The following is a 25,398-nucleotide window of genomic DNA, read 5'->3' as shown; positions in this document are numbered from 1 at the left end:
AGCCTTTCCGCCGGGCGGAGCCGGTAATTTATTTTACAAAGGGGGATATACAAGAAAATGGATGCCTGGATAGCGTTTTTTCAGGAGCGCTGGCTGCTGATTCTCGTGGCTGTCATCGTTCTGCTCGTCGTCGTCAGCCTTGTCAAAACCGTGGTCAAGTGGCTGCTGGTTATCGCCATTGTGGGGGCGCTGGTGGTTTACGGAGCCAACTATAAGGAAACGCTGCAAAGTATCGGAAACGCCGCATTAACCGAACTCAGCAGCCAAGCGGTTAAAGCCGTGCAGAACGAAGCGAAGGATGCCACCTACACAGCCAACCCGGACGGTACTTATACAGCCGCGACCAAAAATGTTAAAATTGTAGGGACACCCGGATCGTCCGAAGTGTCCGTCACGTTTATGAACCAGACTTTTAAGGTTAAAGCAGAAGAAGCGGTCCGCGCATTTGTCGAACAGGCGAAGAAGAACGCCGGCCAATAATACAAAGCGAAGTTATATCTGTGCAAAAGGAGGCCCGCTTGCCTATGTTTACCTCGTTGTTTTCCGGGGACACGACGATCAATTTCATCTCGGTTGCACTTATCCTCATCGTGATCGTTTCAGCCATTCAAGGCATCATACGCGGAGCCTCCGGTTCTGCCAAGCATCTGCTGCACATGGTCTTCGGAATCCTGATCACGATAGTGGCCATCTATCTGGCCTGGCAGACGGCGACCCTGGTTTCGGACCCTGTCCGCAATTGGCTGAGCAGCCTTGCCATTCAAATACCGGCGCAGGAAATGCCCGTCTGGAAGCAGACGTATTACACCGCGGTTACGGCTATCCGCGACTTTGAACTGTTCCGCTTCGGCGTCCTGTTCCTGCTGGCTTATCTGGTCATCCGCCAGGCTCTATACTGGTTCGTCGATCCCGTTCTGCTCAGATGGGCTCAAAACCGCTGGGACCGGGAGGCCAACCCTTCCGTCATCAGTGCGGCTACAGGCGGACTTATCGGGTCCGTAACGGGCGTTTGGCGGGCTCTGCTCGTCGTAGCCGTGCTCTTTGTTTTTGTGACGCTGTTCCCGCAGGCGAAGCCCGCAGGGTACATCCAGGCTTCGTCCCTGTACCAGAAAGGCGCGCAGGAAGTCATCCAGCCGTTTACGGGCGATTTTCTGCAAAAACAGGTCCCGGTCTTCACCAGGGCCGTGGAGCAGGAATTCAGCCAGATTCTGCAGCGCAAATACGAGGTTCTGGACGCGAACATCCCGAACAATATTTCCGCGGCCGCCCAGGAAGTCACGAAGGCCGGCAAGACGGACGAGGAGAAAGCGGAGCTGCTCTATAAATGGGTCGGCAGCCGGGTCGAATACGACTGGAACAAAGTCGACCTTTACGAGCAGCAGCGTATCTGGAAGGAACAGACGCCGGAGGATACGTTTGCGACGCGCAAAGGAGTATGCATCGACTATTCCCGTCTCTACGCCGTTATGGCCCGTTCCGTCGGTCTTGACGTTAAAGTGGTGACCGGCCTCGGGTACGACGGCCGCGGGGGCTACGGTCCGCATGCCTGGAACGAAGTATACCTGGCGGATTCCAAGCAATGGATTCCGCTCGATTCCACCTGGTTTTCCAGCGGAGGCAACTGGTTTAACCCGTCCAACTTCAATCAGACGCATATCCGTGAAGCTTAAAGGACCGCCCCCTTACGGGGGCGGTTTTCTTTTGCGGGAACGTAAAGGGATTGATTCTCCCATTCTCTTACATTTTTCTAGCGGTGCATGTCTATGGTAAACTGGTAGATAGAGCAAGGTATAGAAAAGGATACAAGGAAGGAAGCAAGATGCACAACGAAGATTTAGAAAAACCGGATTCCTCTAAACGCACGCGTTTCTCTGTTCGCATTAATTTGTTCTTTTTCACGACGTTTATTTTGTTTTCCGTTCTGATCGTACGTCTGGCCATCCTCCAGTTTGTCGAAGGAGACAGGCTCGCCGAAGAGGAGAACTCGGCCACCAACCGGGAAACTCCCATCCCGCCGATCCGGGGCAACATTTATGATTCCAACAGCTACCCCATTGCCTATACGATTCCGGTCCAGTCCGTCTTTTTCCGGATTGAATCGGGGCAGAACAATAAGGAAGAGGTAATCGGTCTCGCCCGCAAGCTTGCAGACGTTTTCCAGCAGTACGGGTCGAAGACCGCCAAACCTTTGACGCCCGAGGAAATCGTGGAGCTGATGGACGTAGGCTACGATATCAACCAGCAGCAGACGAAGGCGCCGAGCTATTACTCGATTCCGAGAAGGATCAAAGCCGATCTGACGAAGGAAGAGGTCTCCTATCTGATGGAGCACCGGGATGAATTCAAATGGATCGAAGTGATGGAAGAGAGCATCCGGACTTACGACCAGGATAAAATCGCGGTTCAACTGACCGGATACATGCGGCAATTTTCGACCGCGAGGGAATCCAAATACGGGCTCAGCTTTTATAAAAACAAAGATAACACGGCCGAATATCTCGATACGGAAGACGTCGGCTATGACGGGCTTGAGCTGATGTATCAGGAAGAGCTGCGCGGCAAGAACGGATATAAGAAATATCCCGTGAACTCCTCGCAGAAAATTATCGGGCCCGTGTCCGTCACGAAGCCGGAAAAAGGAAACAACCTGTACCTGACGATTCACAAGGACATCCAGAACCGCACGGAACAGAAAATTATGGATCATCTGGCATACCTGCGCCAGCCGAAATCGAGCTCCTACGGCTATTCGCCAAATGCCCGTTCGGGTTACGCCGTCGCCATGGAAGTCGATACGGGGCGTGTCGTCGCCATGGCGAGCATGCCGGATTACGATCCTAACTTATGGACCGGCGGAATTAAGGCGACGGAGTACAAAAAAATCCAGCCGTTCGTCAACAACGGGACGATTACGACGGCCTATCCGGATTATCCGGAGAACGAACTGAAAAAGCACGCCAATTCCATCGTGTACATGGGTTCGACGATTAAACCGCTGACCGTGCTTGTCGGTCTTAAAGAAGGCTTTTTCAGCGTGAACGATTATTATAACGACAGAGGCTCATATTCGTTCGGTAAAAAGGGATCGCAAAGCACGATCTGGAACTCCGGCCGCAAATCGTTCGGCCCGATCAATGCCGCCGATGCGATCAAGCACTCCTCCAACACGTTCATGTCCGCAATGGTCGGGGAACGGCTGTATTTCGACCGGGAAGACGGGCTCAAGGTGTGGGACGATTACTTGAAGCGGTTCGGTCTCGTCGTGTCGACGGAAAGCGGCCTTCCGAACGAGTACGCGGGCTCCAACGAGTCTCTCGCCAACGCGAAGCTCGACAGCAAGCAGTCCGCGCTCGTTTACGCTTCCTGGGGGCAGAACGAGAAGTCGACCACGCTGCAGCTCGCCCAGCATGCCGCCATGCTCGCCAGCCGGGGCAAACGGATGAAGCCGCTGTTCGTGGACCGCATCACGACGTACGAAGGCGAAACCATCAAGAAGTTCGATCCCGTTGTGCTCAGCGAGGAAACTTCGTTCAAACCCCAGTATTGGGACGCGATTTTCAAAGGCATGAAGGAAGTCAGCAAGCAGGGCTTTGACGGCGTCAACTACACGGTAGCCGCCAAAACGGGTACGTCCACGCAGCAGATCGGCTCCAAGGAAGTGGACAACGCCGTATTTATCGCGTTCGCTCCGGCCGATAAACCGAAGCTTGCCGTAGCGGTTGTCGTCCCGGAAGGGGGCTACGGCTCCTACGGCGCCGCTCCGATCGCGAGGGAAATGTTCGACGCGTACGACGAATATATCGGTCTGAACGGCACTCCGCGCGGACCGGCTAACGGCAAGACGGACGGCGCAGCGAAGCACTAGGCCGGGACACCGCTCCCGCCTCCTAAGCGGGGCTCTCCGTGTGACGGTAAACGCCCGACGTGGTGTGCGTTACGGCAATCATCCTCCGGGCATGCGGCCCCGCTAGTGGCCGGAGGAAGGGGGCGGACTCCTTCACGGACACGGAAAGCGCCGTGGGCTGTCTCTATCGGCTGCCGCCCACACGGGACGGCAGGGATAAGCGAGACCCGCCGGATGGCCTTCCGCCCCGATCATTCATCCAAACCGGGCGCCTGCTCATGTTTGTCACTTCTAACCGGGAGAGACATAGACTGAGAGCAGGGAACCCGGTTTTTTTTGCCTCAAAAGTTGCCTGATACCAACAATTATGTATAAAGGAAAAGGGGCGGTGGACATGAAAAAACGGAGGTTGGCTGCATCTGTTAAACGCCTTATGTGGGTTATTGCCTTTTTGTAAACGAGGGCTGCCCGCAGTCCCCGGAAAAAGGCGGAGACGCTTCTGTCCCAAGGGATACGAAGCGTCTTTGGCACGCTCAAAAAGCCGCGGTTAGAGGGGGCCGCGAGTTTTCATTTTCAGAAAGGCGACCGGGTGTGCTATACTAGTTTATCGAATAACAACAAGACTAGTTGTAGCTTTAGTGGAGGTGTGAATCACTCGTGTGTGGTATCACCGGTGTTATGTATTTTGAAGATAGAGAGCCATCCGTATCCATGCTTCAGCAGATGACGGACGTGATTCATCACCGCGGCCCGAACGACTCGGGCTTTTGGACGGAGAATCGGATCGGGCTCGGGTTCCGCCGACTGTCGATTATCGATATTGCGGAGGGTCATCAGCCGCTTTGCAACGAAGACGAATCCGTTTGGATCATTTTTAACGGGGAAATTTACAATTATAAATCTTTGCGGAGCATGCTGCAGGACCGCGGCCATGTGTTCCGGACGAACAGCGATACCGAAGTCATCGTCCACTTGTATGAAGAATTCGGCGATGAATGCGTGAAGCATCTTCGCGGCATGTTCGGTTTTGCCATCTGGGACCGCCGCAAGAAGCAGCTTTTCGCCGCCCGTGATCATTTCGGCATCAAACCTTTTTATTATCAGTACAACGACCGGCAGCTGCTGTTCGGTTCCGAAATCAAAAGCCTTGTCGCATCGGGAAGCGTAAGTCCGTCCATCCGGACCGAGAGCCTGATGAACTACTTGACGTTCCAATACGTTCCTGAACCGAACACGATGTTCGAGGGGATACAGAAACTGCCTCCGGCGCACTACATAAAAGCGTCCTTCGACGGCGAAATGTCGATTCACCGCTACTGGGATCCCATGTTCGAGCCGGTGGACCGTCCTTTCGGGGAATATGTGGAGCAGATCCGCGAAACACTCAAAGATTCCGTCATCCATCACATGGTCAGCGACGTGGAGCGCGGCTGCTTCTTGTCCAGCGGAATCGACTCGACCGCGATTGCGGCTCACATGCGCCAGATCGAGCCGATCCGGACGTTCTCCGTCGGTTTCGAAGGTCCGAACAACGAGACCCTGATCGCGGCCGAAACGGCCAAAGCGCTCGGGACGGAGCATTACTCCAAAATCATCACGCGCGAAGATTTCTTCAACACCTTGCCGAAAGCCGTCTGGCATCAGGACGAGCCGGTCGCCGATCCATCGGCCATCGCGCTCTACCACGTCGCCCAGCTGGCCCGTGAACACGTTACTGTGACGCTGTCGGGAGAAGGCGCGGACGAGCTGTTCGGAGGCTACCGGATCTACCGGGAGCCTCTGTCGCTGGCTCCGCTGGAAAGCCTGCCGCTTTCCGTACGCCGCATGCTGCACCGGCTGGTGAAAATGCTGCCCGCCGGCATGAAGGGCCGCAACTACCTGCTTCGCGGAACGACTCCGCTGGAGGAGCGCTTCCTCGGCAACGCGAAAATTTTCACCGAGGATATGAAGGCGGAAGTGCTGCGCGTGGACAGCGAAATGTTCAAGCGGTATCAGAATCCGTTCCAGATAGCCGCCCAATATTACGACAAAACGAAGCATCAGGATCCCGTAACGCGGATGCAGTACATCGACATGAATCTGTGGATGCCGGGCGATATTTTGATGAAAGCGGACAAAATGACGATGGCCCATTCCCTGGAGCTGCGCGTTCCCCTGCTCGACAAGGAACTGTTCGAGGTTGCCCGCCGCATCCCGACGAAGTACCGGATCGCCGAAGGAACCACGAAGCATATTTTCCGCAAGGCGATGGAAGGCATCGTGCCGGATTTCATCCTGAACCGTCCGAAGCTCGGATTCCCGGTTCCGCTGCGCGACTGGCTCAAAGGGCCGACGGGGTCCACTATGGTGGAGCAGATTAAAGCGAGCGGCATCGAAGACTATGTAAAAATCGACGCGATCGAAAGAATGGCCAAGCTCCATCAGAACGGACAGGGCGATTATGCACGCCGTCTCTGGACCATTTACATGTTCGCTCTCTGGCACGCGACCTACATGCAAGAAACCACGAAGAAAGCCGTAGCCGCGTTCTGACATAAAAGTTTCGTTTAGCTCCAGGTTCCCCTCCAGGGAGTCTGGGGCAATATTTACGAAGCGGCTTTCCTGAAGAAAGCTAGGAGGAGGAAACATTTTGAGTCAATATAAGCTGGTAGCACTGGATATGGACGGTACGCTGCTTAACGAAGAAAAGCAGGTTTCCCCGGCGAACCGGGAAGCGATTTACGCGGCTCTGGAAGTGGGAGTCACCGTTATTTTCTCAACCGGACGCGGCGTGCAAAGCGCCCTTCCTTACGCCGAAGAGCTCAAGCTGCAAACGCCGATTGTTTCCGTCAACGGAAGTGAAATCTGGAAAGCTCCGCACGACCTTCTGAAACGTACGCTGCTTGATTTGGATCTGGTCCGGCGGATGTACGACCTGGCGATTGAGCACGATACCTGGTATTGGGCTTATTCGGTCGAGGGCATGTACAACCGGGATAAATGGGCGGAAGATATCACCAAACCCGAGTGGCTCAAATTCGGTTTTTACACGGAAAACAAAGAAAGTCTGGAAATCATCCGCGGAGAGCTGGCCCGCTGGGGAGAGCTTGAGATCACGAACTCGCACCCGGACAATCTCGAACTGAACCCCAAAGGAATCAGCAAAGCGAGCGGCATCGAAGAAGTCTGCAAGCTTCTCGGAATCGAGATGTCGCAGGTCATCGCCATGGGCGACAGCGAGAACGATATCGCGATGATCCGCGCGGCGGGTCTCGGCGTAGCGATGGGCAACGCCCAGGACGGCGTGAAGCGTATCGCCGATCTTGTTACGGTTACCAATGACGAGGACGGGGTCGCTAAAATCATTCAGGAATACGTGCTGGACCCGTTATCTGCCCGCTAACAATACCCGCGGACTTTTTCGGGAAGAAAGGATGAGAAGACATGGCTATTTTGGGATGGATCCTCATTATTTTGCTGTTTGCCGTCGGGATGCTGGGTGCGATTTTTCCTATTCTTCCGGGCGCGCTCGCTATCTTCGGAGCCTTTTTCGTCTACGGGCTATTCTTCAGTTTTGAACCCTTCGGCTTCTGGTTCTGGCTGATTCAGTCGGCGATCGTTATCGCCATCACTATCGCCGACTATCTCGTAAGTGCGTTCGGCGTCAAGAAATTCGGCGGTTCCAAAGCGTCCGTATGGGGAAGCACGATCGGTCTGCTCGTCGGTCCGTTCGTCATTCCGGCTTTCGGGCTTATCCTGGGGCCTTTTATAGGCGCTGTGCTGGGCGAATTGATTCATGGCTCGAACCTTAAGCACTCCGCCCAGGTCGGGGTAGGATCGGTTCTCGGATTCTTCTCCAGCGTTGTCGTTAAAGTCGTTCTTCAACTGCTGATGATCATTCTGTTCATCATCTGGATTTAACTCGTTCAGGATACCCGTCAAAAAAGGCGGACTGCGGTAGCGCGGGAATACGCCTTATTTTCCCCATTGGAAAGGAAGACCGACATGATTAAAGTAACCGTGTGGAATGAAAACGTGCATGAGAAAACGAATGCCAAAGTAGCCGAAGTATACCCGGAAGGCATTCACGGAGCGATTGCGTCCGGGATTGCGGGAGACTCTTTCCAAATCCGTACCGCAACCCAGGAGCAGCCCGAGCACGGGCTTACGCAAGAGGTTCTGGATGACACCGACGTACTGATCTGGTGGGGACACAAAGCCCACGGCGAAGTCGCCGATGAAATCGTGAATCGCGTACACCAGCGCGTATTGGACGGCATGGGGCTTGTCGTGCTGCACTCCGGTCATTTCTCGAAAATTTTCAAAAAGCTGATGGGTACTTCCTGCGATTTGAAATGGCGCGAAGCCGGCGAGAAAGAACGCCTGTGGGTCGTGGATCCTTCCCATCCGATCGCCGAAGGCATCGGACAGTACTTCGAACTGGAGCGGGAAGAAATGTACGGGGAGCATTTTGATATTCCCGCGCCGGACGAGCTGGTCTTCGTCAGCTGGTTCGAAGGCGGAGAGGTATTCCGCAGCGGCTGCACCTATCACCGCGGGCAGGGCCGGATCTTCTATTTCCGTCCCGGTCATGAAACGTATCCGACCTATTACAACGAGAACGTTCTGAAAGTCATTGCAAACGGCGTGAAATGGGCGGCTCCGGTACGTACGGCCAAGCCGGTTTACGGGAACGCGCAGCCTTTGGAGAAGCTTCAGGCGAAGTAAAACGGCGTCAGCCGATCACGTCCGGAAAAGGATTTCCTTTTCCGGTCTTATTATGTATGGGGAGAAGGAACGACATTGTCTAAGGATTCGCTAGTCAAAGGCACTCTGATCTTGACGGTCGCGGCTTTGATTGCCCGCTTTCTCGGTGTATTTCAGCGGTTTCCGCTCGTTTATATGCTGGGGAACGAGGGAATGGCGAGTTATGCGATCGCTTTTAATCTCTACAGCAATCTGCTGGTTATCGCAACGGCGGGCATTCCGAGTGCCCTGAGCAAAATGATTTCCGAGCGCACCGCGCTCGGGCGGATGGACGAAGCGAACCGGATCTACAAAGCCGCGTTGATATTCGCGGTCTTGGCCGGCGTTGTCATGTGCGCGATCCTGTTCCTTCTGGCTCCGCATTATGCGCAGTCGTCCGGTGATCCTCACGCCACGCTGGCTACGCTGGCCATCGCTCCCGCGCTGCTGGTTTTCCCGCTGATTGCCATCATGCGCGGTTATTTCCAGGGCCGCCAAAGAATGATGCCCAACGGCATCTCGCAGGTGATCGAGCAGATCGTCCGACTCATTACGGCGGTAGGGCTGGCTTATCTGCTGCTGGGCGTCTCGCTCGATTGGGCCGTGGCGGGGGCTTCCTTCGGCGGTGTAACCGGCGGAATCGCGGCCTTGGCCGTCATGCTGTACTACGCGCATAAGCTGCGTAAGGAAGATAGGGGGACGCTGCCGGTTTCCGAACCCGTGTATACGGAAACCGGTCAAATCCGCCAATCGGGAGGAAAACTACGTTACGGGCAAATCTACGGCCAATTGCTCAGGTTGTCCATTCCGATCGTTATTTTTTCGATTACGGTTACGCTGATTTACAACATTGACTCTTCCACTATCATCCCGCTTCTGCGGGATCAGATCGGCGAGGCTAAAGCCAAGGATATCGTCGGTATCCTCGGCGGGCAGGCTCAATCGCTTGCGGGGCTGCCGATTGTGCTGGCGATCGCGCTCAGCCAGTCGGTCGTCCCCATTATCTCGGGAGCCTATTCGCGAAGGGACCTGGAGCTTGTCCGCAACCAGTCCTCCCGCGTCATGCAGCTCGCCATCCTATCCGGCCTACCCATGGTTCTGGCGATCTGTACGGCCGCACGTCCGCTTTCGGGCATGTTCGACTACGGCGGCACTCCGACAGGCTACGAGTACGGCCCTCCGATGATCGCCATGATGACCGCGGGAGCGATGTTCCAGATCATCATGCAGACGTCGGGCGCCGTTCTGATGGGCATGGGCAAGATGCGCGCGCTCGTGTCCAGTGTCGTCTTCGGCATAGCCGTAAAGCTGCTCGGCAACCTTATTCTATCGCCGTGGCTCGGCATTTACGGCATTCTGGCATCGACGATGCTCTGCTTTATCGTCATGTCCGCCTTTAACCTGGCCGTGATGCGTAACGTGGTTAGCTTCCGCATCATGGCTCCGCGCCGCTGGACCCGCCTTATCGTCACGACGGCCGTCGTCGTGGTGATCGGCGTGTACGCGGAGCGGCTGCTCTTTGAGCATCTCCACTTGTTCCCGTGGAGAGTCGTCAACGCAACCGTCAACGCCGTCCTGATCGGCGGGTTGGCTTGCGCGCTCTATGTCATCCTTCTGTTTGTCACGAAAGTGGTCACGAAGGATGACATCAAGACCTTCCCGGCGCCGCTGCAGAAGCTTTATGCCAAGGCGGGCCGCGTGCTCGGCCGCCGGGGATAAAGTTTCCGCTTGAAGGCAGTAAGGACCGGCGCCGCCGGCCCCGCCCATAAAAACGCCCGATGTGCCTCTGCTTAAGCAGAATGGACGTCGGGCGTTTTTTTAGTCCCCTTTCAACTGAGTGGACGCGAGGGCGGCCAGTTGAATTTTATGGAGGCCGAAGCAGCATTCGGCGCTCATCTCGAACAAAGCGGGGACGTCGATGTCCCCGAAGTAGCCCGCCACGCTCCCGGCATAGGCGGGAAACCAGTCCCCGGACTCGGGAGCCGTCAACGGGACGTCCTTCCACGTGCGTTCGAGCTCCGGACTGTAGATGCCCGCGGCTCCGGCCTTCAGCTCGCAGCCTTCCAGCTTCGGGCCCGCTGCGCCGATTCCGGGGGCGTCCTTGCGGATGCGGGAGAACAAATGCGGCCAGTAGTCTGCTCTTGAGCCGGTGTGCGGCTGTGCCGAAGCGAAAAGCACCACGCCTTGGTGAACGGCCGGAATGCCGAACAATATGGCGTACAGCGTTTTTCCGAATCCGATCCGTTCCTTGATATCCGTGAAGTCTTCCAATATTTCACCGGCCAAATTCAGGCGGTTTGCGGACTTGTGCATAGGATCTTTGTGCAGGGCGTAAGGAAAGAAGACCTGATTCAGCTGAAGGAGCGCTTGGGCTTGAAATTCCGCCGTTTTCAGGACATGTTCAATGAAATACGGCTGTTTGACCACACGGCTTTCTATAAAATGCTGTTCATTTACGATTAGAGAGACCGTGAGCAGCGCCGGATCGTGAACCGCCCAGAATTCCTCCCAAACGGGCCTCATAAAAACGGATACTCCGAAGGCCGGGAGCAGATGAAACAGAGGCTCGCCGGACCGCTTCGACTCCTCGTAGAGCAGAAGCTGGGGGTAAGCGTCCCCGAAGATGAGCGCATTCGCTCTCTCCAGAAAAGCGAAAAGGGCTTCGCGTCCCGGACGTTTCAGCAGGGCGGGAAGGAACTCCCCTTCCAGGTCCGTCATGTTCCAGCCGCCGTTGCGGGAGACCATATGGGCGAGAAGAGCCCAATGAAGCTCGGGATGCCGCTCATACAGGCTCCAGTAAGCCCGGGTGCGGGTTACGTTGTTCCGGTTTTTCCGCTGCGTATCGAGGCGGATGCGCTCCACGAGCTGCCGTCCCTGCGCGGACAAGGAGAGCTCCGGAGCCGGCGGGCTTGCCGGCAGTACCGCGAGGTCCTTCCATGTCCTGCGCAATCTTTTGACACTGTCTTTGCCCGGTACAAGTTTCTGGGCACTCTGGCCCAGGTGAAACGCGGACTGCAAAGAAGCCAGTTTGCCCGATGCAAGCTCGGCAATCGTATGCGGTACCCCCGCCAGCCAGTGCCCGACCGCTTTGAGCGGATTGTTCCCTTTGACCCCGTTGCCGTTCATTGTTGCAGCCTCTTTTCCCCGGAATACTTTGTGAAGCAGCCGTAACGTTTAGTAATAGGATGCCCGTTTTTTCCGATTTTTCATCTTCCTGCACGATATGCAAACAAATGGGCTGCGGTCCGGCTTTCCATGAAAATTTATCGGGAATGTGAGTCTTTTTGCTTACTTGTGCGTATATAAAAGAGTTAGCAATACTTGGGAGATGGAAAGGGGCCGGAGAAATGAAAGTGAATAACTGGAAGAAAGTTGTGTGCGGGGGTACGGGCGCGCTCATGATCGTCCTTACGGGTTGTGAATCCGTAGGAGGGCTTGATGTGAATAAGGCGCTGGTCAACCAGTACGCCGTCAAATCGGCGGAATCGCAGGAATCACTCAAGTTTGAACTTCTGACGGGAGATCTGGCCGGGCTGCCGCCTGAGGCGCAGAAACTGGTAGGCCTGTTTAAAGAAGTGACGATCAAGTTTACGGAGGAGAAGATCCAGGATTCCCGGAACGCATCGATGAAAGGCGAATTTACATACGGCAAGGGAAGCATCCCTTTTGAGCTGTCCCTTCAGAACGAAGATATTATTATCCGCATCGAAGGCGTAAGCAAGCCGATTTACATTCGCAACGCGCAGACAGGTCCGCTTAACGGAGGTTTGCTTGTACCGGGACAGAAGAGCATCCAGGATCTTCAGAAGGTGCTCGAAGACAAACTTCCGACGCTTGCGTCGTTCTTCATCGGCCATGCGCCGAATCCGAAGACGATCGGGGTTACGTCCGTTACGGAGAAAGTGAACGATGAGACGGTTTCCCTGCAGAAACTTCATGCCGAAATTAAAGGCAGCGAAGCGCTCGGTCTGGTCAAAACCTTCCTGCAGAACATCGCCGCAGATGAGAAAGGCTTGAAGGAATTCCTCGGCACCGTATTCGACGTATTCGGACCGATCGCCAAAGAAGCCGCCGAACAGTCGGGCGAGGAGAACAAACTGCTGGATGCTTATCTGTCCAACAAAACATTAGCGGTCGAAACGATGTATACCGCCGTACAAACCGGACTGAAGGATGTACTGGCAAGCTATGACGAGACGACCGACAAGCTGGTAAACGGACCCGGCAATGAGCCGATCCGCGACATCCTGAGCGACCGCTCATCCGTGAACGTGGACTTGTACGTGGACAGCTCCCAGCAGATCCGCAAAAGCAGCGCAGGAATTACCATTCCGCTGCCTGAAGCGGAAACGGGATTGAAAGGGATCAAGCTGAGCGTGACCGGAGAAAGATGGAATATTAATAAGCCGGTTACGATCAACCCCGTAAAAGCGGACGGAGATCGTTTCACCTTCGATGCGGCTGATCCGGACTCGGTTCCTTCTCTCGGAAGCTTTCTGAAATCGGTGGATAAGAATTCCTCGATTTACAAGCTGCTTAAAGAGGACCTCCAGATTACGAAGCGTTCCTTTACGCTTTCGCTGGACGATGAAGACATGAGTTCGTTCGGCTTTGGGGGCTACCGCAAAGGCGACGTTTCCATGGTGCCGGTGACGTATGTAGCGAATATGCTTGACGCGAAAGTGAAATGGGACGGGGAAACGAAACAAATTACGGTAACGGATGATCTCGGGGGCCATACGATCGTGTTTACGCTGGGCAGCGCCGAAGCGTTGGTCGACGGTAAGTCGGTTAAGCTGGAGCAGGCTGTCGAACTTCACGGGGATTACACGAACGTTCCTTTGAGATTCCTGGCCGAAACGCTGGGCGGGGAAGTGAAGTGGGACAGCGAGCAGGATGCTGTTATCATTACACGTCAATAAAACCTGCAGAAATTGAAGGCGGAAGTGAAATAGCATGAGCATGGAGGGAGCGGGCTGTATACAGCCCGCTCTTTTTTGCCCGCAATTGTTTCTAACTAAGATGGAAAAGAGGGGATAACATGGAAATCAGAAAATTTCAGGTATCCGATATTCGCCCCATCGTCTCGTTATTTTATGAAACCGTTCATTCCGTAAATCAGAAAGATTATACCCAAGAACAGCTTCATGCATGGGCTTCCAAAGAGGAAGAGGAACACAGATTGGAATCCTGGAAAGATTCGATGAGCCGCAATATCACGTATGTCGCTCTAATCGAAGGCAAAATTGTGGGCTTTTCGGATATGACCGTAAACGGATACGTGGACAGACTGTACGTGGATAAGGATTTTCAAGGACAGGGAGTTGCTTCGGCTTTAATGAACGTTCTCGAATACGAGGCAAAAAAACGGGGGGTAGCCGAACTGGAAACGGACGCGAGTATCACGGCGAAACCGTTTTTCAGTCATCGCGGGTTCCGGCTGGTCCAGGAGCAAAGCGTGGAACGCAGAGGGATTAAGCTGGTTAACTTTAAGATGAAGAAGGAATTAAGTTTAGATGCTTGAGAAAAAAGCAGCCGTGCAGCTAACGCACGGCTTTAAAATGAAGAGCCGATATCCTCAAGGGGAGTATCGGCTCTCTTGTTGTGGGGCGGGAGGCTTGTGTCGCTTCCCGCCTCAGTTCTCATTCTCCGATTCCACGTCCGGAGGCGGCGCCGGTGCGTGACCCGGCATTCTGCCTGCACGCACCAGCGCCTCCCGGAGCAGGAATTCGATGTGCCCGTTAACGCTGCGGAACTCGTCGGCTGCCCAGCGCTCCAAAGCTTGATGGAGCTTCGGATCGAGCCGCAGCGGAAAGTTCTTCTTAACAGCCATGCATCCGCTTAGTAAATGGAGCTGGAGTTGATGACAGGCTGGGCGGACCTGTCGGAGACAACCGCTACGAGCAGGTTGTTGATCATCGCGGCTTTGCGCTCTTCATCCAGCTCGACGACGCCTTCCGCCTGAAGGCGGGCGATTGCCATCTGCACCATGCTGACCGCGCCTTCCACAATTTTCTCGCGTGCGGATATGATGGCGGAGGCCTGCTGGCGCTGGAGCATGGCGCTTGCGATCTCGGTGGAGTAGGCCAGATGAGTCAGCCTGGACTCCAACACTTCAACGCCGGCTACGCTGAGGCGGCTTTGCAGCTCGAGGGTGAGTTCCTTGGCAACCTCTTCGCTGTTGGCGCGCAGAGAGTAGGCTTCTCCGTTATAGGAGTCGTACGGGTATTTGGAGGCGACATGACGGAGGGCGGTCTCGCTTTGAATTTCCACGAAGGCTTGGTAATTATCGACTTCGAACTTGGCTTTGGCCGTATCGACTACGCGAAAAACGACGACGGCCGCAATTTCAATGGGATTGCCGTCCACATCGTTGACCTTCAGCCGCGCGCTGTTGAAGTTGCGGACACGCAGCGATATTTTCTTGCGCTCGCTGAAAGGGATCGTTACCCAGAAGCCGCTATCGCGGACTGTGCCGCTGTAACGGCCGAAAAAATTGACGACCATCCCCTGGTTCGGCTGTACGACGGTAAACGAGCTGAGCACTATTCCTGCCAGCACAAACAGCAGTACGGCGGGGATAATCAGCTCCGCGGTCAGGGAGAAAATACCTGCTCCGATAAATACGACCATAGCAAGCAGGCCGACAAATCCGTTGATTTTCCATACATGACGTTCGGTCATTGTGTTCATCTCCTTTTGGAAACTCAGAAATTTAAAATATCGTTTTGATATTTATATGATATCACTTTTTACAATGTCTGTAAACGGTCGGATGTCCCGTATTTTTGCTGTTATTGACAGGCCCGAAGGAGCATGCTATAAGATAAACAAGTTTATCAGATTCCGATGAAGCCGGTCGGGAATGAAGGCCGGACGATTCTATTCGAGGTGATCCCCATGGAAAAAGTCCACAATGAACAAGATTTCCGTGCGGCGGTAGAGAAATCCGAAGTTACCGTTGCCGTTTTTAAAACAACCTGGTGTAAAGACTGCCATTATATCGAGCCTTTTATGCCGGATCTGGAGAAGGCGTATGCCGGACGCATCTCGTTCATCGAGCTGGACCGGGACGAGGTACCCGATCTCTGCGAGGAATTGAACATTCTGGGCATTCCGAGCTTTATCGCTTTCAGCCGCGGACAGGAGCTGATCCGTTTTGTCAGCAAGCTGCGCAAGACGCGTGAAGAGATCGAGCAGTTTCTGGACCGTGCGATCGAGGTGGGCAACGCGCTGGCCAAGTAATACGGGCACCCGGGAGACGCGTTCTCTTTTAAGTAAACGAAAACTAGCTGTTCCTTCGGGAACGGCTAGTTTTTTTGTATATCGCTGCCTGCCGCGTCTTTCTGCATAATTTGCGGTCGTTAGGGACTCCCTAATGATGGGCCGCGTGCCAGCCGCTTCTTTCAAGGCTTTGTAACATTTGCGAATGGAATTGGCCTCGAATAGTAGCTATAATGAATACAAGCGGCATTGCTGCCGTCTGGCGGCCAAATCTCTTGCATAAATAGCCTTATTGATTATAGAGAAGTAGGTGCATGGTATGTATAAATTAACGAAGCGTTTGTCCTTTCTGACCATGGTCGGCATGTTCCTGATCGTGATTATGGGCGCGCTCGTAACCAAAACCGATTCGGGTTTGGGCTGCGGTAACGAATGGCCGCTCTGTAACGGCAAGTTCGTCCCGGCCTATACGATCTCGTCCGTTATCGAATACAGTCACCGGGCGGTGACAGGCCTTGTGAGCCTGCTGCTGCTCGCCACATTCATTCTTGTTTTCAAAACGGTCAGCCGTAAAGACGCGAAATATTTCGTAGCGGGTGCAGGCTTCTTCACCGTGCTGCAGGCAATTATGGGCGCTCTGGCCGTTGTCTTTTCGCAGTCTTCCGCGGTTATGGCGCTTCATTTCGGCCTTTCGCTGCTTGCTTTCGCCATGACGCTGCTGCTCTGGCTGACGTTCACGAAATGGGGAGATTACACGGTTTCCGTCGCCAGCACGGCGGACGGCCGCAAATCGGCCCTGCCGAAGAATGCGGCTCCGATCGGCCGCGGTTTCCGCGCTTTCGTCTGGTTCGTCGGCGTTTACTGCTACATCGTCGTTTATGTGGGCGCATTTGTCCGGCATACGGAGTCTTCGGGAGGCTGCATCGGCTGGCCGCTTTGTAACGGACAGGTCGTTCCGGAACTGACGGGGGCCACCGGAATCGTATTTGCCCACCGCATCGCTGCCGTGCTTATGTTCATCTGCGGACTCGTTTTGTTCCTGGTCGCCCGCAAGAAGTACAGCCATCTTGAAAATGTGTACAAAGGCGCGGGCTGGGTGCTTGGCTTCCTGATCGCTCAAATTTTCAGCGGAGCCACCGTTACCTGGTCCTTGGGACACGATACCGCATTCTTGTTCACCGGCATGATCCACGCGGTTCTGATCTGCGCTTTGTTCGGGTGGATCAGCTACCTGTGCGTCGTGATGCTGAATGCCCGCGTACCGCTGGGTGCCGAGCATCCGCGCAGCAAGCAGGAAAATCCGCAGTCGGCAAAGGCTTCCGTTAACCGTAAGGAAGCCGTGACGGAGTGACTTTTTGCGGCCCTGGCTGTCTCCGGCCGGCGTCCCTTAGCCACGAGAATTTGCGGGTGATTCCACGCCGCATTCGATTAGAGGAAGGAAAACGTGCTGCTTTTCACGAATGTGAAGGGCAGCCGTTTTTCTTTTTGCCGCGAATAGTCGCTTGACGGAATTTCCCGCACAGCACGAAACTCCCAGCGTGCGGTGCTCGGCGTCACATGACGGTGGTCAACCGCCGGAGGGAGTCTGGATGCCCTGCCCGGTGCAGCGGCTAACGAGACGGATGCGGCCTTGGCCCGCTTTCCCGGAAGGACTGGAGTGAGCGGATCAACCGTTCAACCGAGATTTTCGGGCCCAACGCTGGCGATTTCCTTTTTCGAAAAAGGCTCATTTAGGGTAATCCAAAAGTAGACGCTCCGGAAGGAGCGGCCTCTTCATGGGAAGCTCCCGCCCGGCCGGACCTGAATGTATGGATCGCGGAGACGGAGCTCATACTGAAAAAAATAAGGAAATGAGTGAAAGCCATGCTAAGAACGATTTTCAACGAGACGAAACGCAGCGAGCGCTCCGACGAGCGATTGGAACAAGCTTTCACTTCGATCAAACGTTATTTGAACGTCCTTCAGCAAAGCCGCCATTCTTCGCCGTCCTACAGCCCCAAAAAGCTGCATAGACTCTATGTATGGTCGCAAGGGTTTCTCGATGCCTTGGATGAGCTGGAGGAAAGCAAATACTGCGCCGCTCGTTTTGCCGCGCGCGTCAAGAAATCTTATCTCGATGAAATGCAGCCCGAGGAGCTGGACGATTACAGGCGGTATGTTTATTTTTATAAAAACGCGCTTATCCGTCTTTTTTCGGTGCTGGATAAGCTTGGGTATTTTTTAAACGATTTATTCGACCTCAAGACGGAGACCCTCAAAACGCACTTTTCCTTTTTTACCGTATTGCGTAAAATGAGAGAGAGCGGGATTCATCCCGCCCTGCAGCAAAAACTGTACGAACTGAAAACAGAAGCCAAACAGCCGCTTCAGGTTCTTCGCAACCAGCGGAATATGGAAATTCACTACGTGAACGTAGAGATGCTGGATGATCTGATGCTGTCCCACTCCAATTTGGGCGACCGTATCCAAGTGGAGAATATCGCGGATAATCTGGCGCAGATGAACAGGGGATACGAGATGGTTTGCATCACGATGGATCTCGTGTTCCGGTATATATCCAGGGGCAGCACAGGGGAAAACGGGGAGGAGAATCATGGCGGAGGTACGCAGAACGGCTCTCATCACGGGCAGCGCGAAAGGGCTCGGCAAAATGGCGGCGTTAACGCTGGCCAACCAAGGGTATGATATCGTAATCAATTATGTACATAGTGAAGAGGAAGCGCACGACTTAGTCAGGCACATCCAGAATACGGGCGTCCGCGCCGCCGCGATTCAAGGCGACGTCTCCCGCGGCGAGGATATCGAGCGCATCGCGGAGACGGTGGGAGAGACGATGGGCGGCGTCGATGTGCTCGTCAACAACGCCGGCCCTTTCATCCGCGAACGGAGGCTGTTCGCGGATTATACGCGCGATGAGATTGATTATCTCATCCGCGGCAATCTGCTCGGCGTGATCCAGCTGGATCACGCGCTGCTGCCCCACATGCGGCGCAAGCGCTGGGGCCGCATTATCCACTTCGGCTTCGGTCATGCCGCCGAAGCGCGTGCTTGGCCCCACAGGGCCGTCTATGCGGCCGCCAAAGTGGGGCTGGTTTCGTTCACGAAGACACTGGCCGAAGAAGAAGCGGCCCACGGGATCACCGTGAACATGATCTGTCCGGGCGATATCCGCGGAGCCAACAAGGAAAAGCGGATCGAGGAAGTGGAGAACTGCACCGACGACGAAACGCCGCGGGGCAGACCCGGCACGGGCGAGGATGTAGCCCGGGTGCTGTCCTTCCTGTGCGACCCGAAGTCGGATTTCCTGACGGGGAACATCATGGAAGTGAACGGCGGCCTCGATCCGATCCAGACGCTGCCGATGCTGAAGCGGGGCAAGTAAGCGGCGCCGCTTCGCGCCCATATAAAAAACCGGCCCCTAGGGCCGGTTTTTTATTAGAATACTTGAACAACCTCGACAACGCCTTCTACTTCTTCGACAAGCGCACGCTCGATACCGGCTTTCAGCGTAATCGTGGAACTCGGGCAGCTTCCGCATGCACCCATCAGCTTCAGTTTTACGATACCGTCTTCCACGTCCACCAGTTCCACGTCACCGCCATCACGCTGCAGGAACGGGCGAAGCTTATCTAGAACCTCAAGTACTTCATCATACATGGTTGCACTTTGGGTATTTTCAGTCATTTCAATCGACTCCTTTCTTATTTTATTATAGTACATTTCGGGAAAAAAAAATATCCCCCGCATAGAAAGGGGCGGCCGGACGTTCGGGCCGGCCATTTATTTTTTTTCAAAAAAACACTTCTTATTCCTCGGCATATGTTATATAATACAAATCATATAAAACGGAAACTGTATTATAACATTTGAAACAGAGAGGATTGAGTCATGATGAACGAGATTAACGATTGCTTCCACTGTTATGGAGAAGGGGAAACGGAATGTCAAAGCTGTTCCGGTGAAGGAAGCCTGGGAGACCGGGGAATCTGCACGTCCTGCGGAGGAAGCGGGAAAACGGCCTGCGCGCGCTGCAGCGGAAGCGGTGTGGTGGCCGATGCGTTCGACGTTCAAGACTCGATCACCGACATTATGCGGAGCCTTTACGTCAGACCGGAGTACACCAGGGGCAGATAACGGCGTGCCGTCCGTCCGCGATCCTGTGAACTATGCTCAAATCTCCCCGGATGTGTTACAATACAGATAGTTTGTGAAACAGGTGGAGATCAAACATGAGACCTATCATTGAGTTTTGCGCGAGCAATATGCATCACGGTACGGACGCCGTCATGAAGAAGCTGGAGGACAATCCGGATTACGATGTCATCGAATACGGATGTCTGGGAAACTGCGGGGAATGTTACCTTTTTCCTTTCGCCATGGTTAACGGCGAAATCGTAGCGGCCGAGACAGCCGACAAGCTGTTTGACGAAATTTCCAAAAAAATAAAGGAAGTCGAAGAGATCTACGACATGTTCGGCGACTGAATAGCAAAAAGCCCGGTCTGCACAATAGCTGCAAACCGGGCTTTTTTTGCTTTTCTAGCCCCAGTGGTGTTTGGACATCCACAGGACTCCGTTTTTCAGGACACGCGGAACCATGCCTGTCATAACGGTTTTCTTGCCCATCAGGCCGAAGCCGGTCTTCTTGCCGAGGGAGCCGAGAACTCCTTTGAGCTTGATCTGGCCTAGCTTAGGCGTTTCGTTCTTCCAGAGCGCCTGCATAACCTCGACGATCTGTTTGCCCTGCGATTCGGCCGCCTGGGCGCTCGGAGAGAACGGCAGGCTGGCGCAGTCGCCGACGACGAACACGTTCGGGTGGGACGGGATCTGATGGTACTCGTTCAGCAGAACGCGTCCGGAAGGATCTTTGTCCACCGCGAGCTGTTCGACGATCGGACTCGGCTTGATGCCGGCCGTCCAGATCGTGGCGTCCGTGCGGATGATCTCTTCTTCGTTGTAGAGATCGCCGCCTTCCAGTCTTTTCAGAGAAACGTGGGAACGCATTTCGATGTCGTGGTCAAGCATCCAGTCGCGTACGAATTCTTTCGCCTTGGTAGGGAAGGAGGACAGAATGCTTGCGCCGCGGTCCAGGATGCGGATATTGACATCCTGCCGGCTTTCGCGAAGCTCCGCCGCCATTTCCACCCCGCTCAGGCCGCCGCCGACGATGGTAACTTGACCGTAAGGAACGACGTCATTGACACGCTGATACGTGATGCGGGTTTGCGAGAAGGTCTGAATGCCGTTGGAAAATTCCTGCGCGCCCGGGATACCGTGGAAATTGTCCACACAGCCGAGGCCGATCACGAGGTAATCGTAATCGAGCGGTTCTTTGTCGGCAAAGATCACCTGTTTCGTTTCCAGGTTCACTTCCGTAACCTCTCCGTATTTAAGCGATAATCTGGGATCGTTCGGATAGGCAACGCGAAGTTCCGTCTCGGCGGCCGTACCGGCAGCCAGCGCGTAGTATTCCGTCTTCAGCCCTTGAAAAGGCGAACGGTCGACCATCGTGACCGTCCAGTTGTCGGGTATTTCTTTTTCCAGAAGCTCCGTGGCTATGGTAATGCCGCCATAACCGCCTCCCAGAATAACAAACTTGTTCATGTTACATGAATCCCTTCTGCCATGGCTTTTGTTCGTTGCATCATCATCTGTCAAAGGCTTCTAAAGGTTCTTACCCCAATTAGTTGTAGGTTTGAACCACATTGTAGAAGGTATCCCGTTCAACCGGAACTCGTCCCGCTCCTTTAATCAGCCAGACCAGGTCTTCTTTCGTGACTCCGTCCGGCGATTGAGCGCCCGCGGCGTGGGAAATGCGTTCCTTCACAATGGTTCCGTGAGCGTCAGATGCGCCGAATTGGAACGCAAGCTGAGTCACTTTGATACCCATGTTGATAAAATAGGCTTTAATATGCGGGAAATTGTCGAGCATCAAACGGCTGATCGCAATCGTTTTGAGCTCGTCGACGGCAGGCACGCGGCGGCGGATACCCGCGCTCGCGCTGGCCGGCTGGATCGAATTCGGGATGAACACGAGGAATCCGTCGGTTTCATCCTGCAGATCGCGCAGCAGGGCCATATGCTCGATACGCTCTTCAAGCGTCTCGATCGAGCCGTAAAGCATTGTCGCATGAGTCTTCATGCCAAGCTCGTGAGCCGAACGATGGACATCCAGCCACTGGTTCGTGTCGGCTTTCTCGACTCTCATCTTCTTGCGGTAGCGTTCGGTCAAAATTTCGGCACCGCCGCCGGGCAGCGTATCGAGACCTACATCCATTAGGGTGCGGAGCACCTCTTTGTAGCTGAGCCCGCTGATCCGCGCGAAGAAGTCGATTTCGGCCGCCGTATGGGCTTTAATCGATACTTGCGGATAATGCTGTTTCAGGGTGCGCAGGGCGTCCACGTAATATTGGAACGGCACATGAGGATTGTGACCCTGGCTGATGTGGAACTCGCGAATATCCGGGTGGAAATTTTCGGAGATATACGTCAGCATCTCAGATGGCGTCAGCGTGTAGGAGCCCGCTTCGCCTTCATCTCTGCGGAAATGGCAAAACGCGCAGTGTTCTTCGCATACGTTTGTAAAATACAAACTCATGTTTTGCACGAAATACACGTTTTTGCCGTTCTTGCGCAGGTTGACCTTATTGGCTAATTGACCAATGGTCAACAAATCGTCCGATTGGTACAAAAACAGGCCGTCCTCCCGCGAAAGACGTTCTCCGTTCTCGACCTTTTCTGCAATTTCCGCCATGCGGCGGTCAGGACTGTCTATAATGACATTCACTAGTATACCCTCCCCGTCGGATCTTTTGAATCCATCCTGTGTAAATTTTTCACCGTACGTTCAAAAATTCAAGTGAACCTCTACAAAGAAGCATATCCCGTCAACCGTTTACGTCGGCTGCAGGATTCCATACTAAAAAAAGCGATAAAAGTCCGGTTTCATCCCTCCTATTATAAACCTGTCATCCCAAAGGGGCAATAAGGATAAAGCTTGCAGCTCTTCCAGGGGGGCCTGAATCGCCGCCTTTGTATCGGTTTGTCGGTAAATATATTCGCAGACCCGGACAAAAACTGGTAAAAAGGTCTTTATTATCCTTCGGGGTTTGATGTACACTGAAATGGTGATCTTTTTTTGGATAGGATGGTCGGTACATATGCAGCAATCGGAGGAGTGGGAATGTAGACAGAAGCTTGACGTCAGAATCGAGCAGCTGCGGTCCCAGATGGTAGAGAACGGGATGAAATACGGATTCCTGCACCCGAGTGTACAGCACGACAGCAGAAGACTCGACAAACTTATACTGCGGTACTACCAGTTGGAGCGGGGAGAGTCACCCCTTGAGACGAAGCTTGAATAGGAGTATACTATAGGAAGATAAGTGGATTACTAAAAGACTGCTTTCAGGAGTCAGGCGCTGGAGTTAAGGCCGCTCCGTACAAGGAGGTTTATTTATATGAGTCTGATCAAGATCAGTGAAGAGGCGACGGACAAAATCAAGGAAATGCTCGCGGCCGAGGAAACACCGGATCTTTTTCTGCGCGTCGGTGTCAAAGAAGGCGGCTGCAGCGGTTTTTCGTACGGCATGGGCTTCGACAACGACCAGAAGGAAGAAGATAAGGTTCTGGATTTCAGCGGCTTGAAAGTGGTCGTGGACCCGGAAAGCGCGAAATACTTGTATGGCGTCGAGATTGACTACAAGGATGCAGGCATGGGCGGAGGTTTCACGATCGACAATCCCAATGCGGTAGCATCTTGCGGCTGCGGCGCTTCCTTCAAGGTGAAAGGCGAAGAGGGCAAAGCGGAGAAGTGCGACGACTAAGCCGGTTAAGAGAGAACCCCAGGGTGGTTTATGTCCCTGCGGTTCTTTTTTTGTATATGGGACCATGAGGGCCCGGAAAAATAAAAACCTGCGAGATGCGCGCGAAGGCTGCCATCTAGCAGGTTTCTTTTGTGGAATTCAATAGGTTTAGAAGTGAAATGAACGCAGAGCGAACCCGCCCTATGATTGGGGCAGAGCTTCCGGTTCAAGCACCGAGGTGCAGCGAGGACAGCGGGTTGCCTTCGCGGCGATTTCCGAAATGCAGTAAGGGCACTCCTTCGTGGGCTCGGACTTGACTTCCTCTTGAGGTTCTTCTTTTCTGCGCAGCTTGTTCATCTGGCGGATCATCAGGAAAATGACGGCCGAAACGATGAGGAAATCGATGATGTTATTGATAAAGGCTCCGTAATTGATCGTGACGCCGCCTGACAGAGGAAGCTTTAAATTCTTGAAGTCCATCTTGCCGAGCAGCAGACCGATCGGGGGCATAAGGATATCGTTGACGAGCGAGGTCACGATTTTATTGAAAGCGGCCCCTATGATAACGCCGACCGCAAGGTCCACAACGTTGCCGCGCATAATAAACTTTTTGAATTCGCTGATGATTTGAATTTTTTTAGGTTGATTTTCCAAGTTCTATACAGCCTCCCTTTTACCCTCCTAGTCTATCAAAGGAGGCGGCAGGGAATCAATACACAATTAATAGAGAATGCGTTTGAGAACGCGCGTGTTCTCCCCGTACTTCATCTTCATCTGCTTGGACTGTTCCAGCATGTACGCATACAGTTCCTTCAAACGGAGCTTCTGCGGCCGGATGGTCTCTTTGACTTCTCCGTTGACTACGATGTCGTAGACGATCATGACTCACTTCTCCTTTCGCTTACTGAACCCAGTATAAACGGCCAGTATTAAATCTACGTTAAATGAGATCGTCCATCCTGTGAAATTTACAGGTCCCAAAAGGGAGTAGGGACGACAACTATGTTCAATATATGCGAAAGGAGTCGGATTATTCCCGTTATATGGGAAATCGGTGCTGAGATTTGAATAAATCCGCAAATGAAGCTTTATGAATTCTGTTGATGGAGGGACAAGTTCTGATTATTTGTTTTTATCACAGTAAAGTGCAAAAAGTTGTGTATAACTTTGTCCACATCATCCACCTACAAAACTCGCCAATATTAGCCTTTATTCACAAATTACCCACAAGATATGCACATGAGATTGTGGATAACAGAACGATTGTTCTAATTTTTGGCACATGGTAATATAATGACAAGTTAAGCAGGAAAGGTGGTTGGTATGAGACAGATTAGCGACGAGACCCTCGTTGAATCGTATTTCAAAGCCCTTGACCTTGAACTGGAATCGGAATTTGTCGATTTACTACTAGGCGAAATTAACCGGAGACATATTGTGCTGGAACCTTATCATAGCGATGAAGCTGCGCTTGCGTAGCTTCTTTTTTTGTCCGCCGGTCAATATAGAAGATTGCAAATCAAATGCAGCTCTCGGAAACGGCCAGCACGGAGCTTGCGCCGCATGCCTCGCAATAAAGCATATGCAGACATTCGCTCCGCGTGACATCGGGGTATCCGTTGGTCATGGAGATCTCCTCGATCGGGCGGTAAGGAGAATAGGGGCCGAAATAATCGTTAACCCGTCCGCAGTCGGACGCGCTGCCGCTTCCGCAGTGCGGACAGACTGCGCTAAGCACGTCCATTCCGTTGCAAACGGTGCAGAAAGTAGACAAAAGGCATTCCTCCTCAATCGGCTCGCG

At 53.7% G+C, this 25,398-nt stretch carries 28 protein-coding genes; 19 read left to right on the top strand and 9 right to left on the bottom strand.

The window, feature by feature from the left end:
- Positions 1-57: 57 nt before the first annotated feature.
- The 8 genes from KVT34_RS10045 to KVT34_RS10010 all read left to right on the top strand — a co-directional run bounded on the left by KVT34_RS10045 (position 58) and on the right by KVT34_RS10010 (position 10,288).
- Positions 58-480, top strand: a complete 423-nt coding sequence (locus KVT34_RS10045) for a hypothetical protein (RefSeq protein ID WP_217558421.1) — start codon at positions 58-60, stop codon at positions 478-480.
- A 44-nt stretch (positions 481-524) separates the two neighbouring features.
- Complete coding sequence (locus tag KVT34_RS10040) at positions 525-1,670, top strand: transglutaminase domain-containing protein (RefSeq protein WP_217558420.1); 1,146 nt, start codon at positions 525-527, stop codon at positions 1,668-1,670.
- A gap of 149 nt (positions 1,671-1,819) precedes the next feature.
- Positions 1,820-3,865 carry a peptidoglycan D,D-transpeptidase FtsI family protein gene (locus tag KVT34_RS10035; RefSeq protein WP_217558419.1) on the top strand — a complete coding sequence of 682 codons (2,046 nt, stop codon included), beginning with the start codon at positions 1,820-1,822 and terminating at the stop codon, positions 3,863-3,865.
- Between the two features lie 636 nt (positions 3,866-4,501).
- A complete protein-coding gene (asnB, locus tag KVT34_RS10030) occupies positions 4,502-6,376 on the top strand; it encodes an asparagine synthase (glutamine-hydrolyzing) (RefSeq protein ID WP_217558418.1) in 1,875 nt (624 codons plus the stop codon).
- A 97-nt stretch (positions 6,377-6,473) separates the two neighbouring features.
- Positions 6,474-7,226 carry a Cof-type HAD-IIB family hydrolase gene (locus KVT34_RS10025; RefSeq protein WP_217558417.1) on the top strand — a complete coding sequence of 251 codons (753 nt, stop codon included), beginning with the start codon at positions 6,474-6,476 and terminating at the stop codon, positions 7,224-7,226.
- Between the two features lie 41 nt (positions 7,227-7,267).
- A complete protein-coding gene (locus KVT34_RS10020) occupies positions 7,268-7,744 on the top strand; it encodes a DUF456 domain-containing protein (protein WP_217558415.1) in 477 nt (158 codons plus the stop codon).
- Positions 7,745-7,828: 84 nt separating this feature from the next.
- On the top strand, positions 7,829-8,551 hold the full coding sequence (locus KVT34_RS10015) for a ThuA domain-containing protein (RefSeq protein WP_217558414.1): 723 nt from the start codon (positions 7,829-7,831) through the stop codon (positions 8,549-8,551).
- 75 nt (positions 8,552-8,626) lie between these two features.
- A complete protein-coding gene (locus tag KVT34_RS10010; RefSeq protein ID WP_217558413.1) occupies positions 8,627-10,288 on the top strand; it encodes a putative polysaccharide biosynthesis protein in 1,662 nt (553 codons plus the stop codon).
- Positions 10,289-10,387: 99 nt separating this feature from the next.
- On the opposite strand, the gene KVT34_RS10005 is transcribed toward KVT34_RS10010, so the two are convergent.
- Positions 10,388-11,695 (bottom strand): DUF2515 family protein, encoded by a 1,308-nt coding sequence (locus KVT34_RS10005; protein ID WP_217558412.1) that lies wholly within the window; start codon positions 11,693-11,695, stop codon positions 10,388-10,390.
- 221 nt (positions 11,696-11,916) lie between these two features.
- On the opposite strand from KVT34_RS10005, the gene KVT34_RS10000 reads away from it, so the two are divergent.
- Together KVT34_RS10000 and KVT34_RS09995 are read left to right on the top strand one after the other, a co-directional pair.
- Positions 11,917-13,491 carry a copper amine oxidase N-terminal domain-containing protein gene (locus KVT34_RS10000; protein WP_217558411.1) on the top strand — a complete coding sequence of 525 codons (1,575 nt, stop codon included), beginning with the start codon at positions 11,917-11,919 and terminating at the stop codon, positions 13,489-13,491.
- A gap of 119 nt (positions 13,492-13,610) precedes the next feature.
- Complete coding sequence (locus tag KVT34_RS09995; RefSeq protein ID WP_217558410.1) at positions 13,611-14,093, top strand: GNAT family N-acetyltransferase; 483 nt, start codon at positions 13,611-13,613, stop codon at positions 14,091-14,093.
- Positions 14,094-14,204: 111 nt separating this feature from the next.
- Here KVT34_RS09995 and KVT34_RS09990 read toward each other — a convergent pair whose 3' ends face one another.
- Both KVT34_RS09990 and KVT34_RS09985 read right to left on the bottom strand, forming a co-directional pair.
- Positions 14,205-14,402 (bottom strand): type II toxin-antitoxin system antitoxin, encoded by a 198-nt coding sequence (locus tag KVT34_RS09990; RefSeq protein WP_217558409.1) that lies wholly within the window; start codon positions 14,400-14,402, stop codon positions 14,205-14,207.
- 8 nt (positions 14,403-14,410) lie between these two features.
- A complete protein-coding gene (locus tag KVT34_RS09985; RefSeq protein ID WP_217558408.1) occupies positions 14,411-15,253 on the bottom strand; it encodes an SPFH domain-containing protein in 843 nt (280 codons plus the stop codon).
- Positions 15,254-15,469: 216 nt separating this feature from the next.
- Between KVT34_RS09985 and KVT34_RS09980 the strand changes: the two genes are divergently transcribed.
- From KVT34_RS09980 to KVT34_RS09965, 4 genes are all read left to right on the top strand, one after another.
- Positions 15,470-15,814, top strand: a complete 345-nt coding sequence (locus KVT34_RS09980) for a thioredoxin family protein (RefSeq protein ID WP_217558406.1) — start codon at positions 15,470-15,472, stop codon at positions 15,812-15,814.
- A 298-nt stretch (positions 15,815-16,112) separates the two neighbouring features.
- Positions 16,113-17,144, top strand: coding sequence for a COX15/CtaA family protein (locus KVT34_RS09975; RefSeq protein WP_217558405.1), 1,032 nt, complete (start codon positions 16,113-16,115; stop codon positions 17,142-17,144).
- A 512-nt stretch (positions 17,145-17,656) separates the two neighbouring features.
- On the top strand, positions 17,657-18,478 hold the full coding sequence (locus KVT34_RS09970) for a Cthe_2314 family HEPN domain-containing protein (RefSeq protein WP_217558404.1): 822 nt from the start codon (positions 17,657-17,659) through the stop codon (positions 18,476-18,478).
- Positions 18,387-19,175, top strand: a complete 789-nt coding sequence (locus KVT34_RS09965) for an SDR family oxidoreductase (RefSeq protein ID WP_042233450.1) — start codon at positions 18,387-18,389, stop codon at positions 19,173-19,175. Before KVT34_RS09970 ends, KVT34_RS09965 begins: the two co-directional genes overlap by 92 nt.
- A 53-nt stretch (positions 19,176-19,228) precedes the next feature.
- On the opposite strand, the gene KVT34_RS09960 is transcribed toward KVT34_RS09965, so the two are convergent.
- Positions 19,229-19,477, bottom strand: a complete 249-nt coding sequence (locus KVT34_RS09960; protein ID WP_009673094.1) for a NifU family protein — start codon at positions 19,475-19,477, stop codon at positions 19,229-19,231.
- Positions 19,478-19,681: 204 nt separating this feature from the next.
- Here KVT34_RS09960 and KVT34_RS09955 point away from each other — a divergent pair, with 204 nt between their 5' ends.
- Positions 19,682-19,927, top strand: a complete 246-nt coding sequence (locus KVT34_RS09955; protein ID WP_254634668.1) for a hypothetical protein — start codon at positions 19,682-19,684, stop codon at positions 19,925-19,927.
- Positions 19,928-20,022: 95 nt separating this feature from the next.
- Positions 20,023-20,277, top strand: coding sequence for a YuzB family protein (locus KVT34_RS09950; protein WP_042233448.1), 255 nt, complete (start codon positions 20,023-20,025; stop codon positions 20,275-20,277).
- Positions 20,278-20,331: 54 nt separating this feature from the next.
- Here KVT34_RS09950 and KVT34_RS09945 read toward each other — a convergent pair whose 3' ends face one another.
- Together KVT34_RS09945 and mqnE are read right to left on the bottom strand one after the other, a co-directional pair.
- Complete coding sequence (locus KVT34_RS09945) at positions 20,332-21,396, bottom strand: NAD(P)/FAD-dependent oxidoreductase (RefSeq protein WP_217558403.1); 1,065 nt, start codon at positions 21,394-21,396, stop codon at positions 20,332-20,334.
- 79 nt (positions 21,397-21,475) lie between these two features.
- A complete protein-coding gene (mqnE, locus tag KVT34_RS09940) occupies positions 21,476-22,579 on the bottom strand; it encodes an aminofutalosine synthase MqnE (RefSeq protein ID WP_009673165.1) in 1,104 nt (367 codons plus the stop codon).
- 373 nt (positions 22,580-22,952) lie between these two features.
- On the opposite strand from mqnE, the gene KVT34_RS09935 reads away from it, so the two are divergent.
- Positions 22,953-23,156, top strand: coding sequence for an aspartyl-phosphate phosphatase Spo0E family protein (locus tag KVT34_RS09935; protein WP_016423556.1), 204 nt, complete (start codon positions 22,953-22,955; stop codon positions 23,154-23,156).
- Positions 23,157-23,258: 102 nt separating this feature from the next.
- Positions 23,259-23,618: an iron-sulfur cluster insertion protein ErpA gene (gene erpA / locus KVT34_RS09930; protein ID WP_170318715.1), complete on the top strand. Its 360-nt coding sequence runs from the start codon at positions 23,259-23,261 to the stop codon at positions 23,616-23,618.
- Between the two features lie 180 nt (positions 23,619-23,798).
- On the opposite strand, the gene mscL is transcribed toward erpA, so the two are convergent.
- Together mscL and KVT34_RS09920 are read right to left on the bottom strand one after the other, a co-directional pair.
- Positions 23,799-24,224 (bottom strand): large-conductance mechanosensitive channel protein MscL, encoded by a 426-nt coding sequence (mscL, locus tag KVT34_RS09925; RefSeq protein WP_217558559.1) that lies wholly within the window; start codon positions 24,222-24,224, stop codon positions 23,799-23,801.
- Between the two features lie 93 nt (positions 24,225-24,317).
- Positions 24,318-24,479 (bottom strand): hypothetical protein, encoded by a 162-nt coding sequence (locus KVT34_RS09920; RefSeq protein ID WP_009676280.1) that lies wholly within the window; start codon positions 24,477-24,479, stop codon positions 24,318-24,320.
- 441 nt (positions 24,480-24,920) lie between these two features.
- On the opposite strand from KVT34_RS09920, the gene sda reads away from it, so the two are divergent.
- A complete protein-coding gene (gene sda / locus KVT34_RS09915) occupies positions 24,921-25,076 on the top strand; it encodes a sporulation histidine kinase inhibitor Sda (RefSeq protein ID WP_217558402.1) in 156 nt (51 codons plus the stop codon).
- A 40-nt stretch (positions 25,077-25,116) separates the two neighbouring features.
- On the opposite strand, the gene KVT34_RS09910 is transcribed toward sda, so the two are convergent.
- On the bottom strand, positions 25,117-25,371 hold the full coding sequence (locus tag KVT34_RS09910; protein WP_217558401.1) for a hypothetical protein: 255 nt from the start codon (positions 25,369-25,371) through the stop codon (positions 25,117-25,119).
- Positions 25,372-25,398 lie beyond the last annotated feature (27 nt).

Source organism: Paenibacillus sp. GbtcB18, assembly GCF_019091125.1.
Lineage (GTDB): Bacteria > Bacillota > Bacilli > Paenibacillales > NBRC-103111 > Paenibacillus_F > Paenibacillus_F chitinolyticus.
This window is presented reverse-complemented; position numbering and strand designations above follow the sequence as displayed.